The 16,131-nt window shown below is 59.4% G+C and carries 13 protein-coding genes; 7 read left to right on the forward strand and 6 right to left on the reverse strand.

What is annotated here, in order from left to right; translation table 11 throughout:
* Positions 1–6: 6 nt before the first annotated feature.
* From Mhypo_RS10775 to Mhypo_RS10790, 4 genes are read left to right on the forward strand one after another with little or no spacing between them, the layout of a single operon-like run.
* Complete coding sequence (locus Mhypo_RS10775) at positions 7–930, forward strand: branched-chain amino acid ABC transporter permease (RefSeq protein ID WP_119341300.1); 924 nt, start codon at positions 7–9, stop codon at positions 928–930.
* The gene (locus tag Mhypo_RS10780; protein WP_119341301.1) at positions 927–1,685 is read left to right on the forward strand and encodes an ABC transporter ATP-binding protein; all 759 of its coding nucleotides are present in this window, start codon (positions 927–929) and stop codon (positions 1,683–1,685) included. Before Mhypo_RS10775 ends, Mhypo_RS10780 begins: the two co-directional genes overlap by 4 nt.
* Positions 1,682–2,392 carry an ABC transporter ATP-binding protein gene (locus Mhypo_RS10785; RefSeq protein WP_119341302.1) on the forward strand — a complete coding sequence of 237 codons (711 nt, stop codon included), beginning with the start codon at positions 1,682–1,684 and terminating at the stop codon, positions 2,390–2,392. The genes Mhypo_RS10780 and Mhypo_RS10785 overlap by 4 nt, the downstream gene beginning before the upstream one ends.
* Before the next feature lie 8 nt (positions 2,393–2,400).
* Complete coding sequence (locus Mhypo_RS10790) at positions 2,401–3,216, forward strand: alpha/beta hydrolase (RefSeq protein ID WP_119341303.1); 816 nt, start codon at positions 2,401–2,403, stop codon at positions 3,214–3,216.
* A gap of 72 nt (positions 3,217–3,288) precedes the next feature.
* Here the strand turns inward: Mhypo_RS10790 and dnaE are convergent, their stop codons facing one another.
* Positions 3,289–7,065, reverse strand: coding sequence for a DNA polymerase III subunit alpha (dnaE, locus tag Mhypo_RS10795; RefSeq protein ID WP_119341304.1), 3,777 nt, complete (start codon positions 7,063–7,065; stop codon positions 3,289–3,291).
* Between the two features lie 394 nt (positions 7,066–7,459).
* Here dnaE and asnS point away from each other — a divergent pair, with 394 nt between their 5' ends.
* Positions 7,460–8,785 (forward strand): asparagine--tRNA ligase, encoded by a 1,326-nt coding sequence (gene asnS / locus Mhypo_RS10800; protein ID WP_119341305.1) that lies wholly within the window; start codon positions 7,460–7,462, stop codon positions 8,783–8,785.
* A gap of 735 nt (positions 8,786–9,520) precedes the next feature.
* On the opposite strand, the gene Mhypo_RS10805 is transcribed toward asnS, so the two are convergent.
* Together Mhypo_RS10805 and Mhypo_RS10810 are read right to left on the reverse strand one after the other, a co-directional pair.
* The gene (locus Mhypo_RS10805) at positions 9,521–10,276 is read right to left on the reverse strand and encodes a 2-phosphosulfolactate phosphatase (protein ID WP_119341306.1); all 756 of its coding nucleotides are present in this window, start codon (positions 10,274–10,276) and stop codon (positions 9,521–9,523) included.
* Positions 10,277–10,725: 449 nt separating this feature from the next.
* Positions 10,726–11,403: a Crp/Fnr family transcriptional regulator gene (locus Mhypo_RS10810; RefSeq protein WP_119341307.1), complete on the reverse strand. Its 678-nt coding sequence runs from the start codon at positions 11,401–11,403 to the stop codon at positions 10,726–10,728.
* A gap of 18 nt (positions 11,404–11,421) precedes the next feature.
* Here Mhypo_RS10810 and Mhypo_RS10815 point away from each other — a divergent pair, with 18 nt between their 5' ends.
* On the forward strand, positions 11,422–12,081 hold the full coding sequence (locus tag Mhypo_RS10815) for an ABC transporter ATP-binding protein (protein WP_240637215.1): 660 nt from the start codon (positions 11,422–11,424) through the stop codon (positions 12,079–12,081).
* A gap of 54 nt (positions 12,082–12,135) precedes the next feature.
* On the opposite strand, the gene Mhypo_RS10820 is transcribed toward Mhypo_RS10815, so the two are convergent.
* The gene (locus Mhypo_RS10820; RefSeq protein ID WP_119341308.1) at positions 12,136–13,074 is read right to left on the reverse strand and encodes a peptidylprolyl isomerase; all 939 of its coding nucleotides are present in this window, start codon (positions 13,072–13,074) and stop codon (positions 12,136–12,138) included.
* Between the two features lie 340 nt (positions 13,075–13,414).
* On the opposite strand from Mhypo_RS10820, the gene Mhypo_RS10825 reads away from it, so the two are divergent.
* Positions 13,415–14,719, forward strand: a complete 1,305-nt coding sequence (locus Mhypo_RS10825) for a protoporphyrinogen/coproporphyrinogen oxidase (protein WP_119341309.1) — start codon at positions 13,415–13,417, stop codon at positions 14,717–14,719.
* Between the two features lie 103 nt (positions 14,720–14,822).
* On the opposite strand, the gene rplL is transcribed toward Mhypo_RS10825, so the two are convergent.
* Both rplL and rplJ read right to left on the reverse strand, forming a co-directional pair.
* Entirely contained in the window at positions 14,823–15,203 is a 381-nt protein-coding gene (gene rplL, locus Mhypo_RS10830; RefSeq protein ID WP_119341310.1) for a 50S ribosomal protein L7/L12, read from the reverse strand.
* An 18-nt stretch (positions 15,204–15,221) separates the two neighbouring features.
* Positions 15,222–15,746 carry a 50S ribosomal protein L10 gene (gene rplJ, locus Mhypo_RS10835; RefSeq protein ID WP_119341311.1) on the reverse strand — a complete coding sequence of 175 codons (525 nt, stop codon included), beginning with the start codon at positions 15,744–15,746 and terminating at the stop codon, positions 15,222–15,224.
* Positions 15,747–16,131: the final 385 nt, after the last annotated feature.

Raw genomic sequence — 16,131 nt, forward strand, 5'->3', positions numbered from 1 at the left:
CAATCGATGCCGCGCAACTGGCCAATTCCTCTGGTGCTGCTGGGCCTCTTGCTGGTGTTTCCACCCATCGCAAGTGCCACCGGACTGGAGTTTTATACGGGCCTTGTCACCAAAATAATGATCTTTGCACTGGCCGCTAGCAGCCTCAACCTGATTCTAGGTTATGGCGGCATGGTGAGCTTTGGGCATGCGGCCTATTTTGGCGTGGGAGCCTATGCAGCAGCCATTTTGGCCCGTGAGGGCGTGAGTTCGGCCTGGGTGATCTGGCCGGTGGCCATGGTTCTTTCTGGCTTGCTGGCCTTCTTGATTGGGGCCATCTGCCTGCGTACCCGGGGTGTTTACTTCATCATGATTACCCTGGCCTTCGCGCAGATGATCTACTTTCTGGTGGTCTCCTTCAAGCAGTATGGGGGTGAGGACGGGCTGCGGGCCCGGCGGCCCGATTTTGGGCTCTTTGAGCTTTCCGACACCACCCTCTATTACCTGACCCTGGCTGTGCTGACAGCCGTGCTCTACGCCCTGTACCGGCTGGTGAACTCGAGGTTCGGGCGCGTGCTGCAGGCCATCCGCGAGAACGAGAGCCGGGCCGCCACTATCGGCTATCCGGTCTATCAGTTTCAACTGGCGGCCTTTGTAATTGCCGGGGTGCTGGCGGGGCTGGCCGGGGTGCTGATGGCCCATTACACCCAGTACGCCTCGCCCAACCTGCTGGCCTGGCAACAGTCAGGCCACCTGATGATGATGGTCATTCTGGGAGGCGTGGGGCAGTTTTGGGGCGGGGTGCTGGGGGCTGCAACGCTGCTCATTGTGGAAGAAATCCTGCAAGACCTCACCATCTACTGGCAACTGGGGGTCGGCCTGATTCTGTTGCTGATTGTGCTGTTCGCGCCCATGGGCATTGCAGGGCTGTTTGGGCGGAGGGCGCGATGAGTCTTTTGGTTATTGAACACCTCACCAGGCAGTTTGGTGGATTGGCGGCGGTAAACGACTGCAACCTTACGGTGGAACCGGGCGAGGTTCATGCCCTGATCGGCCCCAACGGCGCCGGAAAGACCACCTTGATTAATCTGATCAGCGGCGTCCTCCCGCCGACCAAAGGCCGGATCTACTTCGATGGACACGATATTACCCACACCCCCCAGCACCAGCGGGTGCGGCTGGGGCTGGCCCGCACCTTTCAGATTACCAACCTCTTCAAGCGCTACACCGTGCTGGAGAACCTCGAGCTGGCCGTACAAGCCCGCAGCGGCAGCAGTTTTCGCTTCTGGAGTCCGGTCAAGCGCGAAAAAGGGCTGCGTGAGGAAGCCGAACAAATTGCGGAACTGCTGGGCCTGACCGCCCGCAACCACACAGAAGTAGCCCAGCTCTCGCATGGTGAGCAGCGGCAGCTCGAGGTAGGACTGGCCCTGGCCTGCCAACCGAAAATGCTGCTGCTCGACGAACCGATGGCCGGCATGGGGCCAGAGGAGTCGGGGCGCATGGTGGAGCTCATTGCCAAACTTGGGCAGAGCGTAACCATCCTGCTGGTGGAGCACGATATGGACGCGGTCTTCCGGCTAGCCCGGCGCATCTCGGTCCTGGTCTACGGGCAGGTGATCGCCTCGGGCCCTCCGGAGGAAATCCGGGCCCATCCCGACGTACACAAGGCGTACCTGGGCGACGACCCCGGAGGCAAGCACGCATGAGCATCCTGCTGGAAATTCAAGGCTTACAAACCTTCTACGGCCCCAGCCAGGTTTTGTTCAATGTGAACCTGACCATCCAGGAAGGCCAGGTGGCCACCCTGCTGGGCCGCAACGGGATGGGAAAAACCACCACCGTGCGCTCCATCCTGGGCCTGACCCCTGCCCGAAAGGGCCTGATCAGCTTTGCCGGTAGGCGTATCGAAGCCCTTCCGCCCGAGCAGATTGCCGCTTTGGGCATCGCGGTAGTGCCCGAGGGGCGGCAGATCTTCCCCAACCTGACGGTGAAGGAAAACCTGATTGCCTTCGCCGCCAACCGCAACCAAAGCCCCCAGCCCTGGACGCTGCCACGCATTTACGAAATTTTCCCCCGCCTGCAAGAGCGGCAGCACAACCTGGGCAACCAGCTCTCCGGCGGCGAGCAGCAGATGCTGGCCATTGGCCGCGCCCTGATGACCAACCCTCGGCTGTTAATTCTGGACGAGGCCACCGAAGGGCTGGCCCCGCTCTTACGCGAGGAAATCTGGCGCGTGCTCCGGCTCCTCAAGCAAAGCGGCCAGACCATTCTGGTGATTGACAAGTACGTGGAGCGCCTGATCGCCCTAGCCGACCAGCACACCATCCTCGAGCGCGGGCGGGTGGTCTGGCAGGGCAACTCAGAGGCCCTGGGGGCCCAGCCCGAGCTGTGGAAGCGGTATCTGAGCGTATAGAAGCTAACATGAGCACTCCTTCCTGGCACGAACTCGAGTACAGCCCCCGGCTTTCGGTGCCCGATGCCGCCCTTTACTTCCGGCGCTGGGCCGAAGAGTCCAGTGCGGCGAGGCAAGCGCTGGAACACCATGCCAACCTGGCCTATGGGGATGGCCCCAAGGAAACCCTAGACCTCTTCCCTACCCCGAACAGCCACTACCTCCTGGTGTTCATTCACGGGGGCTACTGGCGGGCCTTCGACAAAGACGATTTTTCCTGGCTGGCCCCGCCACTGGTAGAAGCCGGTATCAGCGTGGCGGTCCTGAACTACGCCCTTTGCCCTGCGGTGACGATTGCTGAAATTACCGAGCAATGTCGCCGAGCCGTAGCCTGGCTCTACCGCGAAGCGCCCCGCTATGGGGTAAGCCCACAAATGCTCCTGAGTGGGCATTCGGCAGGGGGGCACCTGACCGCCGAGATGTTTGCGACTCGCTGGGAGGAGTACGACCTGCCAGCCAGGGCGATTGTGGGCGGTATCGCCATCAGCGGCCTGTTTGACTTGGAACCTTTATTACAGGTTTCCATCAACACCGACCTGAGGCTTGATTTGCAGAGCGCCAGGGCCTCGAGCCCCATCTACAAACCCCCCACCCTCCAGGCCCCCCTGGTGCTGGCGGTAGGCGCACTCGAGTCCAGCGAATTCCACCGCCAGAGCCAGCTGCTGCACCAGGCCTGGCCACACAACTGCCCTGAAGTGATCTCGCTGGCAGGACTGCACCATTTCAATGCGCCGGAGGTACTTGCCGACCTTGGTAGCCCTGTCTGGAAGCCATTCTTACGGTAATGCCGCAAGCGGTAATGCCGCAAGCGGTAACGCCGCAAGCGGTAACGCCGCAAGCGGTAATGTCGCACACATCTAAAACGGTACAACTGGCCCCTGGTCTGACCCTTTTTGATTTCTAACATTGCCCTCGGCTGGTTTTCCATAGCCCAGCAGCATCTCGCGGTCGGGAATCAAACGAGCCTCGAGCCAGTCCAGATCTTTGAGGATTGGCAGGGCCTCCTCGGCAGCCTTGACCTCGCGGGCCTCCACCAGCGCCCAGCCGCCCGGCCCCCGCACCTTGAGCTGAACGGGCAAAATGCCCGGGTATTCATCGAGTCGGCTGCGCAAGTCCAGCAGCTTTTCTTCGTCCATCAGGGCCATATCGAGCTCGAGTTCCAGTACCTTGGGCATGCCCTCGAGTTCGTTGTAGGGAAACACATCCTGCGCCACCACCCGCAGGCTCTCGCCCTCGCCATCCGGCTCCACCTCTACCGCCACCAGAACCGCGGCGTCTTCGGCAATGCGCGGGGAAATCTTGTCGTAGGCCCTGCCAAAGGCCACCACCTCCACCGCGCCCGTCTCGTCCCCCAGCGTAAAGCGCACCAGCATGCCCCCCGACTTGGTCGGCTTGCGTACAATCCCTTCTACCATCCCGGCCAGCAAAAGCCGCGCACGGTTGCGGTTGCCTTTGAGTTCGGCAAAGGCCTGAGGCAGCTCCTCCACCGTACAACTAGCGGCCTCGCGCAAACCACTGTAGCGGGAAAGCGGGTGTCCGGTGACGTAAATGCCCAGGGCCTCTTTTTCCATGCGTAGCTCGGTAATGGCGTCCAGCAGGGGCTTTTTGGGAATAACAGGTTCCTGAGACTCGCCAAAGAGGCCCATCATCCCCGACTGGGCCAGCTCGCGCTCGGCCTGGGCCCACTTGAGCAGATCGTCGAGGGCCGCCAGCATGGGCCCCCGGGGGCCAAACGCATCAAAGGCTCCCGCCTTGATAAGCGACTCCACCACGCGCTTGTTGGACACCGTAGCATCCACCCGCTTCAGGAAATCGGGCAGTGATTTATAAGGCCCTCCCCGCTCCCGCTCGGCCAGAATGTGCTCGGTGGGGGTTTCGCCTACGTTCTTGACCGCCGAGAGACCAAACAGCACGCTTTTTTCCAGCGCCCGGAAGCTGAAGCTCGATTGGTTAATGTCCGGCGGCAACACCTCGACCCCCACCGCCCGGGCCGCCCGGATGTACTCGGCCACCTTGTCGGAGTCGCCCCGTTCAACCGTGAGTACAGCAGCAAAAAACTCCACCGGGAAGTGGGCTTTTACATAGGCGGTCTGGTAGGTCAGAATCGCGTAAGCAGCGGAGTGCGACTTGTTGAAGCCGTAGTTGGCAAAGGCTTCCAGCAAGTCAAATAGTCGGTCGGCCTCGTCCTCGGGAATGCCCTTCTCGGCTGCGCCTTTTTTGAACTGGGCGCGGTGTTTGACCATCTCCTCCATCTTCTTCTTGCCCATGGCCCGCCGCAGCAGGTCGGCCTCGCCCAGGCTGTAGCCCGCCGCCACCGTGGCAATCTGCATAATCTGCTCCTGGTAGACCGGAATGCCGTAGGTTTCTTCCAGGATGGGGCGAATGTACTTCTCGGCGTTGGGAAACTGCGGGTACTCCACCGGCTCGCGCCCGTGATGGCGGCGGATGTAGGTTGGAATGTTCTCCATGGGGCCGGGCCGGTAGAGCGCTCCCAGTGCAATAATGTCCTGAATCCGGCGCGGCTTGAGGCCCCGCACGGCACTGGTCATGCCCGCCGAGTCGAGCTGGAAGATCCCCTTGGTCTCGCCCCGGCCCAGCAGTTCAAAGGTAGCAGCATCGTCCATCGGGATGGCGTCGTAGTCAATATCTACCCCCTTGGATTCCTTGACAATGCGCTTGCACTCGTCCAGAAACGAGAGCGTGCGCAAACCCAGGAAGTCCATCTTGAGGAAGCCCAAAGCCTCTACCGAGCTCATGTCGTACTGGGTGACCTTGGCCCCGGTATCGCCTGCCCGCATCAGGGGTATGTAGTCTTGGAGTGGCACATCGGAGATCACCACCCCCGCCGCGTGCACGGAGGACTGGCGGTTCAAGCCCTCGAGCTTCTGTGCCACCTCCATCACCCGCTTCACCAGCGGGTCTTTCTCCATCTCGGCCCGCAAATCGGGGATGGTCTCGATGGCTTTGTCCAGCGGCATGGGCTTACCAAAGGTAACCGGGATGAGCTTGGCCAGCTCGTCGGCTTTCTTCACCGGCAACCCAAAGACCCGCGCCGCATCCTTGATGGCAGCTTTGGAGGCCAGGGTGCCAAAGGTGCCAATCTGGGCCACCATCTCGTCGCCGTAGCGCTGGCGCACGTACTCGATCACTTCCCCCCGGCGCACATCGGAGAAGTCGGTGTCAATATCGGGCATGGAGACCCGCGCCGGGTTCAAGAAGCGCTCAAACAGCAAGTTGTACTCCAGGGGGTCAATGTTGGTGATGCGGGTGGCATACGTCACCAGCGAGCCCGCCGCGGAACCCCGCCCTGGCCCTACCGAGATGCCGTTGTCCTTGGCCCAGTTGATGAAGTCCCCCACAATCAGGAGGTAGCCCGGAAAGCCCATCCGCTCCACCACGGTGAGCTCGTAGACCGCACGGGACAGAATGGCCCAGCCGTCCCAGACCATCCCCTCACGCAGTTCGGGCAGGTGGGCCCTGGCCGCCTCGAGGTCCTCTATCTGCGCGAGTTCCAGGGCCAGCACATCCCCCTCACCATGGGGCACAGGACGGCCCAATTTTCGCAAAAACGCGCGGTATAGCTCGGGCGTAACCCGGTCGGGGTAGCGCTTCAGTAGCCCCGCAAAGGTCAGTTCCCGAAAGTACGTCACCTCGGTGCGCCCTTCCGGTAAGGGATACTTGGGAATGCGGTACTGCACTTTCCTGGGCACCAGTTCCACGTTGCACATCCGCCCAATATTCACCGAGTTATCGAAAAGTTCATCCATCCGGCTGCCCCAGAGTTCTTTTTCGTCCTGGAAGGTCTGGATCATCTCCTGGGGGCTTTTGACATAAAACTCGTCGCAGGGGAATTTCCAGCGGCCCGGGTCGTCCCAGGTGGCCTTGGACTGTACCGCCAGCACCACCGCGTGGGCCTCGGCGTCCTCTTTGCGGACGTAGTGCCCGTCGTTAGTGGCTACGATGCCCAGGCCGTACTTGTCGGCCAACTCCTTCAAAACCTTGTTCACCTTGTGCTGCTCGGGCAAACCGTGATCCTGAATCTCGATGAAGTAGCGCTCGGGGCCAAAAATCGAGAGGTATTCTTGTAAACGCCGTTCGGCGTCCTCGTGGCGCTCCTGCAAGATGAATTGTGGAATTTCCGCCCCCAAACAACCCGAAAGGGCGATGATGCCCGCATTGTGTTCGCGCAGAATCTCGCGGTCAATGCGGGGTTTGCCATAAAAGCCCTCGAGGTAGGCCCGGCTGGCCAGGCGTGAGAGGTTCTGGTAGCCCTCCATATTCTGGGCCAGGAGCGTAAGGTGAAAATAGCCCCCATCCAGCCCCTTCCCCTGCTTGCGGTCGAAGCGAGACTCGGCGGCCACATAGGCCTCGTAGCCGATAATCGGCTTAACCTCCATCTCGGTGGCATATTTGTAAAACTGCACCGCCCCAAACAGATTGCCGTGGTCGGTCATGGCCAGCATGGGCTCCTCGGGCGAGGTCTGCTTGACCCACTTGAGCAGGTCTTTGAGCCGTGCGGCCCCATCCAGCAGGCTGAACTGGGTGTGCTGGTGTAGATGGGCAAATTTACAGACTGGACAGTTCGCAGGATCATGAACTTTGCGATTTTCGAATGGATTGAGGTCGCCTGGCATTATGGACATAGCATAACGCAAAACAATCTGTATCCAAATGCCCCCTGGGCCTATGCGCTGGGGAAGGTTGGGTTGGCTTTACCAAAGCTACGCAGGAGGCAGTTTTCTGATTCTCTTCTATATCGACCCGCTCGGTCGGGCTGCCGCTTGGATAACCATGGCCCACAGTATCAACGCTGCCAGGGACACCATCCACGACCCCCTGTTGGGCTGGCTGTTCGACCGTATCCGGCATTCCAGCGGACAGCGCTGCCGTGGCTGCGCTTTGGCCTGTCACTTTATGTGCTGTGTAGCCTTCCTTTGTGGTGGGTTTTCTTCAGCTTGGGTCGCTCTCACCCGAGCAATTAGACGCTTGCGCCTTTCCCGAATGCTTTTACATAGGTAAAATCGCCTAGTGCAAAGGATTTTCATTGAAGAAATCGCCAAATACGAGGGCCAGGAAGTGCTGCTACGCGGCTGGCTCACCTCTCGCCGCTCCAAAGGTAAGATTCACTTTCTTCAGCTGCGCGACGGCACCGGCTTCATCCAGGCCACTGCCTTTAAGGGCGAGCTACCCGACGAGCAGTTCGAGCAGGCCGACCACCTGCCCCAGGAAACCGCCCTGGAAGTAACCGGCCTGGTGCGGGCCGATAGCCGGGCGCCGGGGGGCTATGAGCTGTCGGTACGAGGCATCAATGTCGTAGCCCTTCCCAGCAAGGAATACCCCATCACGCCCAAAGAGCATGGAGTGGAGTTCCTGATGGACCACCGCCACCTCTATATACGCCACCGCCGGGCCTGGGCGGTGCTGCGGGTACGCGACGAGCTCGAGCGGGCCATCCACGATTTCTTCCACCAGCGCGGCTTCATCCGACTCGATACCCCCATCCTGACCCCCAACGCCGTGGAGGGCACCACCGACCTGTTCGAGGTAGATCTGTTCGATGGCGAGAAAGCCTACCTCTCCCAGTCGGGCCAGCTATATGCCGAGGCCGGGGCCCTGGCCTTTGGCAAGGTGTATACCTTTGGTCCTACCTTCCGGGCCGAACGCTCTAAAACCCGGCGTCACCTGCTGGAATTCTGGATGATCGAGCCCGAGGTAGCCTTCATGACCCACGAGGAGAATATGCAGCTCCAGGAAGACCTGGTGGCCTATCTGGTGGGGCGCTGCCTGGAAGAGAAAAAGCGCGAGCTGGAGATGCTCGAGCGCGATACCACCGTTCTGCAAACCACTGCCCAAGGACACTACCCCCGCCTTCACTACACCCAGGCCGTGGAAATGGTCAATCAGATTGCACGTGAAAAGCCTGAGCTGCAACTGACGCCCATGCAGTGGGGCGACGACTTCGGCGCACCCCACGAGGCCGCCCTTACCGCACAGTTCGACCGCCCCGTCTTTGTGGAGAAGTACCCCGCTGCAGTCAAGGCGTTTTATATGCAACCCGACCCCGAAGACCCGCGCCTGGTGCTAAACGCCGACCTGCTTGCGCCAGAAGGGGTGGGTGAAATTATTGGGGGATCACAGCGCATCCATGACCCAGATCTACTACGCCAGAAAATTCGGGAGCATGGGCTACCCGAAGAGGTGTTTGATTGGTACATGGATTTGCGCCTGTTTGGAACCGTACCGCACTCGGGCTTTGGCATTGGCCTCGAGCGCACCGTACGCTGGATTTGTGGCATCGAGCACATCCGCGAGGCCATCCCGTTCCCGCGCATGTACACCCGGATGCGGCCTTAGGGCGGTTGCACAAGACCCGGAGTGGCAATATTGGCGTTTTTCAAGGGTTAAACCTTAGTTTATTCGCTACAGAATGGTAACGAATTAAACATCCGCGTTGCGGAGGGCAATACCGCCCCATGGGAAGGGATACGCTTGTTTCGCCGACCGATAGGGAGGGGTGTACTCCAAAATTCAATAAAACAACCACTAGGTATCGTTTTGCTCGAGGTCGGAAATCCATCGGAACATGGGGTGTCCCTTTTTCAAGCACAGTCAAAACTCACCCCCAACTCGTTTTGCAGCCTCACGCACTGCGGATTACATAGCGAAGGCTGACTTTTGCATTGCACAACGAGCGGCCAAAGTGGGGCCTTGCGTACGACCTCGTGGATTGGGTTGAATTGACTTGAAGAAGCCCCCTCTGACACAAACGGTTTTCCTGCTGGAACTCGGTAACTCGTTGGCGATAGCCCTCGAGGGGGGTTGGGGGATTGGCTGTTTGGGTTGATAGGTTCGTTTTGAGACGCGGCCATCGAAACATGAATGTTTACCGCGAGGGGGTTTTACTCTGAGTGCATATACCTGCTGCCACAGCCCTTGTATCAGATTCAAGTTGCTGGCGGTTGACAAATGTCAAAGCTTGTTGGGCTTTTGGCGGGTGTTCCCACTTTCGGTAGGCAGGTATCGGACCACCTTGGCGGCTAAACAGCCTGTAGGCTGTGACGAGCGGATTGTCCACTGCCCCCGCCTGGTTCAAATGGTCGGGATCTGGCTCTGGCTGCCGTTGGTAGGCCGCTGCGCTCTCTTGAAAATGAGTGCCTCGCCCACCCGCCCCTCGAGCACCCCCACCGCTGGAGAAGCGGCAATCTGGGCACAGAAGGGCACATCGGCTTCCAGCCCCACCTGCCGCAAGGCCTGAGCAGCAGCGGAAAGGTGCAAGGGCTCGAGCGGATCGGGATAGGCCCGGCGTGTGGTAAGAGCCGTGAGTGCGCCGTCCTCGAGTTCATAGGATCCCATAATCTGCAAAAACTCAGCCAGGACACCCGCTGTATATACGTCATCCAGGCCAATCCGACCCTCCTTACCCGCACAGAGAATGGCCACCTCTTCTGTGGCAAGCTGGTGGGCCAGACGAGCAGCAGCATGGGCATTGTAGAGCGAGGCCAGCAAGACATGCTTGGCGCTGCGGGCCGCCAGGTGCGCGGTACGGGTGCCGTTGGTCGTGCTCAGCACCACTATTTTGCCCCCCACCGGCGCTTCCTTGGCCTCCCTGGGCGAGTTGCCGTAATCGAAACCTGCAGGCTTGAGGCCCCCTTCTTCGCCCGCCAGGACCACATCGTCATCCCGAAAGGCTCGAGCACTCTCTAGGCCAGCTGTCAGGTACAAGCTACTGGCACCCGCCTCCAAAAAAGCCGTTGCGGTGGTGGTAGCCCGAATCACATCCACCACCAGCACCACATCCTGGTAGCTCAGGTTGTCCTGGGGAACCAGATCAGCCCGTAAACGCATATCCCTCCCCTGCTGTGGGAACATTCACCCCAAGGCCTCTCATAAACATCCACCAAACTGCCCAGAAGTCAGTGCGTGCTCACCGCTGGCAGCAACCAAACTAAAGGATACTATCTGAGGCATAGATGAGGACGAAGGGAATCATAAAGGATAGACCGGCTTTAATGTAAAGAGTTCTCTGGAGGTTTTTTATCAAAACATAAGAACATGCTGGCGGAGGGCCACGTATTTATGGCGGTTTTCGCTACTAGCTCTGCACATGATATTAGCCCCAGTAGACTGTGGTTTTCTTTCAGAAAACCGCTCTGGTTCAGCGTTGATAGGAAGTATGTACCAATACCAATGTTACACAGCCAAACTCAAATACCCAGCGCTTATCGAAGGCTTTGGGCATACGGCAATCCCAAACCTTCGACCTGCGACTTGAGACCTGTGGCATTGAACACTAGTTACCGCAAGCCGAATAACACTTCTTCCAGACCAGCCGGATCGAGGATTTCCACATAACCCGAACCCACCCTGACCAGTTCTTCTTCGCGCAGGGCATGTAGCACACGGGTCACGGTCTCGCGGCTGGTACCGGAGAGCTGGGCCAGTTCCTGGTGGGTCAGCTTCATCTTGACCCCGTCGCCGTAGCGTTGCTTGCGTAATTTGGTCAGGGCATAGGCCACCCGGCCCCGGGCCTCTTCAAACGAAAGCACTTCGAGCTCGAGGTCGGCCTCGCGCAGGCGGCGTGCCAGGATGGTAGCCAGGTTGTGCAGGATTTCCGGCCACTTGCGCACCAGGCTCCAGTAGGCATCCTGGTACAAGACCAGCAGTATCGAATCTACGGTGGTCTCGGCGGAGGCGCTGCGGGGCTGGTCATCCAGCAGGCTCATCTCACCAAACACTTCACCAGGACCCAGGTAAGCAAACATGCGCTCTCGTCCATCCAGGTAGGTTCGATAGATGCGCACCTGCCCACTCTGGACGATATACAGGGCAGCCCCCATGTCGCCCGCCTCGAAAATTTGTTTACCCGCAGGATAGTTGCGGGTCACAAAGGCCTCGCGGGCTACCTCGAGCGCCTGGGGCGGCACCCCTTGAAAGAGCGGGGTCTTTGCAAGCACCTGTGTGTCAGCCAACATCAAGTACACTCTACAAGGGTGCGTAACGGTTTGCCAATAGCAGGTAACAGTCCGGTGTTGGAAGTGTTGCAGCTGGGTTTCGGCTATGGCGAGGTCGAGCTGTTCCAGAACCTTAGCTTTACCATGCATGAGAGCGAGATACGGGTCATCCTGGGGCCATCGGGTAGTGGCAAAACCACCTTGCTGCACCTCCTGGCAGGTTTGCTGGCTCTTCAATCGGGGGATGTGCGGTGGCAGGGCGAGAGCATCCGTGGCCTGAGCGAAGAAGTGTTGGCACAGCGACGGCTACTCTTAACCGGACTGATCTTTCAACATCACTACCTGCAAGCCGAGCTCACCGCCCTGGAAAACATCCTGGTTCCCGGGTATCTGGCCGATAAGGTAGACCCCGACTGGGGGCTGGAGTTGTTGAATCGGGTGGGGTTGCTAGACCGGGCCCATCTGCTCCCCAAGGCCCTCTCGGGAGGGGAACGGCAGCGCATCGCGGTGGCCAGAGCCCTCTACAACCGGCCCAAGCTCTTATTGGCCGACGAGCCCACCGGCAGCCTGGATCGGCGCAATGCCGAGAAAGTATGGGGGCTGATGCTGAGCCTGGCCCAGGATCTTGGCACGGCCGTCATCGTGGCTACCCACGACGAGCATCTGGTGCAGGGGTTGCCCGAGCTGCGGCTGGGTTGAAATCAGGATTGTAAGAACCTCCGTCCAGGAGAAGAGCGAACCGGGATTGGATCTTTACCTGGACTGCAGGTTCTCGGGGAACAATTGGGTGGGGGTGCGGCTCACGATGTTGTCCAGCACTTTCTGTAGAGCGGTGTTTTTGACGGCCTGATCGAGTCCGCCTTTAACCTGGTCAAAGGGCTGGAAACCCGCCGCCTCTACTTTGCTCAGCAAGATAACGTGAAAGCCAAACTCCGTTTTGACCGGAGCCTTGGAGCTTTCGCCGGGCTTCAAGGCGGCCAGCGCCAGCTCAAAGGGCGCGACGAAGGTACCCTTGGGCTCACAGCCCAGATCGCCGCCTTCGTTCTTGCTGCCGGGGTCTTGCGAGAGCTCCTGAGCCAGGTCGGCAAACTTCTCGCCTTTGCCCAGGCGAGCGATCACCTGATTGGCCTCCTGCGCGGTGTTGACCAGAATGTGTGCAGAGCAGTACCGTACCGGCACCGCAAACTGGGGCTTGGAGACCAGATACAACATCCTCAAGGCGGCTTCGCTGGTCTGCAAGCGCTTGATCAGGTTTTCGAGGTAGGCGTTGTAGGTCAAGGCCTCGTATACCAACTTACGATAGGCCTCGAGGCCAGGTATACCGGCTTCCTCGAGGGCCTGGTTGAGCTGCTCTTCGTTTTCGAACTGGGACTTTACTTCCTCGATGGCTTCATCGATTGCGGCCTCTTTGGCCGCAAAACCAGCGGACTCGGCGGCCAGGATAATGGCCTGATCGCGTGCCATCCGCTCCAGATACTGTGGCTTGAACTGAGCAAAGGCTTCCTCGGCCTCGGGGCTGTAGGCCTGGCCGCGTTGCTGCAAGGCATCGCGTATAAACAAGCGGAATTGCAGGTCGAACTGGCTCTTGGTAATAGAGGATTTACCCACCGTTGCCACCACCGGGTCGGTTTGGGCCATTGCCAGCGAGAAGAGCACCAGTAGCAACAGGATCAAGACTTGTTTTGGCTTCATTTATTTGCACCTCTTGTGCAGCCCCTCTCCAGCAAAACATACGGCTTTGATTGGTTTCTGGACTGCTTACATAGGGTATGCTAACACGCCCCAGGCACAACACTCTTATTTGCACTGCATTTTGCTTGCATTTATAAGTCTATTGCGTATTCGGCGAACGCTTTGCCTGGATAAACATCCGGCAAACCCCTGATCCGCGCACGTCTGGGTAGAATATTCGGGTGATTTTGAGTTCCATCAGCAAGGTTTTGACCCATATCCAGAGCCCAGCTTTGGGTTTGCTCGAGCTGCACAAGCATACCCCCAAATCCCTTCTTGGAGAAATGGTTAGGGCTATAGCATGAGCAGAATCATAGTCATCGGTGGGGGTCTTGCGGGATTAACTGCTGCATATTGGGCGGTGGAAGCCGGGCTCGAGGTCAGCCTCCTCGAGGCCACCCACCGCTTCGGAGGCCACACCCGAACTGCAAAACTGGATGCGATAGCGCTGGAGCTAGGCGAGGAGTTTTTCGAGGACACGCCCGATACCCTGCTCAACCTCTGCGGCCTGTTGGGCCTCGAGCCACAACCCCTGCCCGACCTCCGGCGCGTGGTGCGACAGGGCGGCCAGGACTGGGTTTTGCCCGCCGGTTTGAACCTGGCTTCGGGTTACGGGTTACACCAAATTGCAGAGCTACCTTTTAGTCGTAGCGTCAAGTGGCGGCTTGGCACGGAGCGCTTTACTCCAACGGCCCTGGTCAAGGATGAGTTGCTCGGAGCCTTCTTTCGCCGCAGGTTGGGCCCCGAAGTCTGGGGGGTGCTGGAGCCTTACCTGAGCGCGACTTTGGGGGGGCCTGCAGAAGACGTATCGGCCCCTGCTGCCTTTGGTCGCCTGGTCGGGCTCGAGCGCAAAGGGGGCCTGCTGGCGGGCAGCCGCCCGCTCACCACCGAGGGCAGGTGGCATCTGGTCGAGGGTATGGGGGCCCTGATTGAAGCCTTGAGTAAACACCTGTTCCCAAAAGCCAGGTTGTTGCCCCATCACCAGGTCTGGGCCATCACCCGCGATTCGAGAAGTTGGACGGTGCATACGCAGGGTGGCCAGCTTGAAGCCGAGGCCATCATCATGGCACTTTCGGCCCCACAGGCGGCCAAGGTCTTTCGCCCCTCGGCTCCGCAGATAACTACCCTCCTTAACCATTTCCCTCACCAGCACAGCGCCAAGGTCTATCTGCTCTGTCGCCGCGATGAGCTGACCGCTGGGCCCGGCGAGTTCTTTTTTGCCCGAGGAGAGGGCTATACCAGCAGCGCCCTCAAGCTAACGCACCCCAACCCGGAGATGACGCTGGCTCGAGTACAGTTTGCCGGGGAAACCGCCCGATCCGCCGACAGCGAGCTTTCCCGCTTAGCCGAACAAGACCTTGCGAAATGTCTGCAAACCAGGGTTCGTCCGCTGGCGGCCTGGGTATTCCGCCAGCCTTTCTCGAGGCCCCACTTCACCCAGGGCCAGGCCCGCCGTACAGCCGACCTCGAGCGGGAGTTGGTGCACGCCCCGGGTCTTTTCCTCACCGGCAGCTACCTGGCCGGCCCCGGCCTGGCCAACCTGGTAGAGCACAGTCGCCAAACCACCCAGCATGCCCTCGACTTCCTGGCTCTCTCGACTGCCTGAGTGTTTCCAGACTGCCTTTTGAATCGTTATACGAGGCGTATGTGGATGGCACAACGACAAGAAGCCCCCAGACCGTAGTCTGGGGGGTTTGTAAACTGCAACTTTACTTCAGTTCGACCTTGGCGCCCGCATCCTCGAGCTGCTTCTTGATCTTCTCGGCTTCGTCTTTGGAAATGCCTTCCTTGACAGTGCCGCCTTGCTCGGCCAGGTCTTTGGCTTCCTTCAGGCCCAGGCCGGTAATGGCGCGAAGCTCCTTGATGACGTTAAGCTTCTGGGCGCCCGCATCCTTGAGCACCACATCAAACTCGGTCTTTTCTTCGGCCGCAGGCGCAGCAGCCCCCGCAGCAGCCCCCGGCATGGCCACGGCCACCGGAGCAGCGGCGGTCACGCCCCACTCTTCCTTCAGTTCGTCAATGAGTTGCTTGAGTTCCAGCACGGTCGCGCCGGAGAGTTGGGATTTGATTGCAGCGATATCGAGAGCCATTTTTTCCTCCTATTGGGCCTAAGCGGCCTCCAGTTTTTGAACCTGGGCATCCAAGATGCCAACCAATTCCTGTGCCTTCGCCCCCAGCACACCTACGAAGTTGGACATCGTAGCGGACAGCACGCCGACCAGTTCGGCCTGCAGTTCCTTCTGGCTGGGCAGGTCGGCCAGGGCCTCTACCTGCTGGCCCGTGAGGGCCTGTCCCGAGAGCACACCCGCCTTGAGGGCGGGAATACCTTTATCGTTCGTCTTGGCGAACTCCTTGAGGGCCTTGGCAGCGCTGGCGGGGTCGTTGAAGACCACCACTGCCGAGGGGCCCTTCAAGCCTTCGATGGCCGGCAACCCCAGATCGCTCATGGCTTTGCGGATCAGGGTATTTTTGGCAACGATAATCTCGCCGCCCTTTTCCCGCACCGCCTTGCGGAGCTTCCCGGTGGGGCCCGCCTCGAGCCCTTGGTAGTTCACCAAGAAAAACGAGCCTTCCGCGCCCTTCAAGGTTGCGGTAAGCGCCTCGAGGTTTTCGATGTTGCGCTTGCTAGGCAAAGTTCCTCCTGGCTGGGCTTAGCCATAGGGGCCAGGGCACACCTAAGCCTCTATAACTTGCCCTTGCTTGCTTTTGGGACTAGGGATTTCCCAACGGTTATATGCGAAAAACGCTTCCCTACTAGCGCCTCGGCGACATTATTAAGGCTTAGCCCGTCGCTGTCTTTGGCTGCCCTTGGGGTCGCAAACGACCCAGAAGGGACACCAGCTGTGGAGTATACAAAACCACTGGGTTCTTGACAAGTCCATGTGTGCAGTGACTCATCTAAAGAATTCGGTTGAGTAACGAAGTGGTGTGATGATGGGTAAAAACCAACATTTTGGAGAGGATTGGTTTGAAAGCCGTTGCCAAGCAGAGAGGGAATGTTGTATTGGACGGTGACGA

This window comes from Meiothermus hypogaeus, assembly GCF_003574035.1.
Classification (GTDB): domain Bacteria; phylum Deinococcota; class Deinococci; order Deinococcales; family Thermaceae; genus Meiothermus; species Meiothermus hypogaeus.

What these genes read in the sequence shown, in the direction of transcription:
- Mhypo_RS10785 (WP_119341302.1), top strand. Translation starts at nt 1,682, where the DNA reads ATGAGCATCCTGCTGGAAATTCAAGGCTTACAAACCTTCTACGGCCCC.
- Mhypo_RS10790 (WP_119341303.1), top strand. Translation starts at nt 2,401, where the DNA reads ATGAGCACTCCTTCCTGGCACGAACTCGAGTACAGCCCCCGGCTTTCG.
- Mhypo_RS10775 (WP_119341300.1), top strand. Translation starts at nt 7, where the DNA reads ATGCCGCGCAACTGGCCAATTCCTCTGGTGCTGCTGGGCCTCTTGCTG.
- Mhypo_RS10825 (WP_119341309.1), top strand. Translation starts at nt 13,415, where the DNA reads ATGAGCAGAATCATAGTCATCGGTGGGGGTCTTGCGGGATTAACTGCT.
- Mhypo_RS10780 (WP_119341301.1), top strand. Translation starts at nt 927, where the DNA reads ATGAGTCTTTTGGTTATTGAACACCTCACCAGGCAGTTTGGTGGATTG.
- Mhypo_RS10820 (WP_119341308.1), bottom strand. Translation starts at nt 13,074, where the DNA reads ATGAAGCCAAAACAAGTCTTGATCCTGTTGCTACTGGTGCTCTTCTCG.
- Mhypo_RS10805 (WP_119341306.1), bottom strand. Translation starts at nt 10,276, where the DNA reads ATGCGTTTACGGGCTGATCTGGTTCCCCAGGACAACCTGAGCTACCAG.
- dnaE (WP_119341304.1), bottom strand. Translation starts at nt 7,065, where the DNA reads ATGCCAGGCGACCTCAATCCATTCGAAAATCGCAAAGTTCATGATCCT.
- rplL (WP_119341310.1), bottom strand. Translation starts at nt 15,203, where the DNA reads ATGGCTCTCGATATCGCTGCAATCAAATCCCAACTCTCCGGCGCGACC.
- Mhypo_RS10810 (WP_119341307.1), bottom strand. Translation starts at nt 11,403, where the DNA reads ATGTTGGCTGACACACAGGTGCTTGCAAAGACCCCGCTCTTTCAAGGG.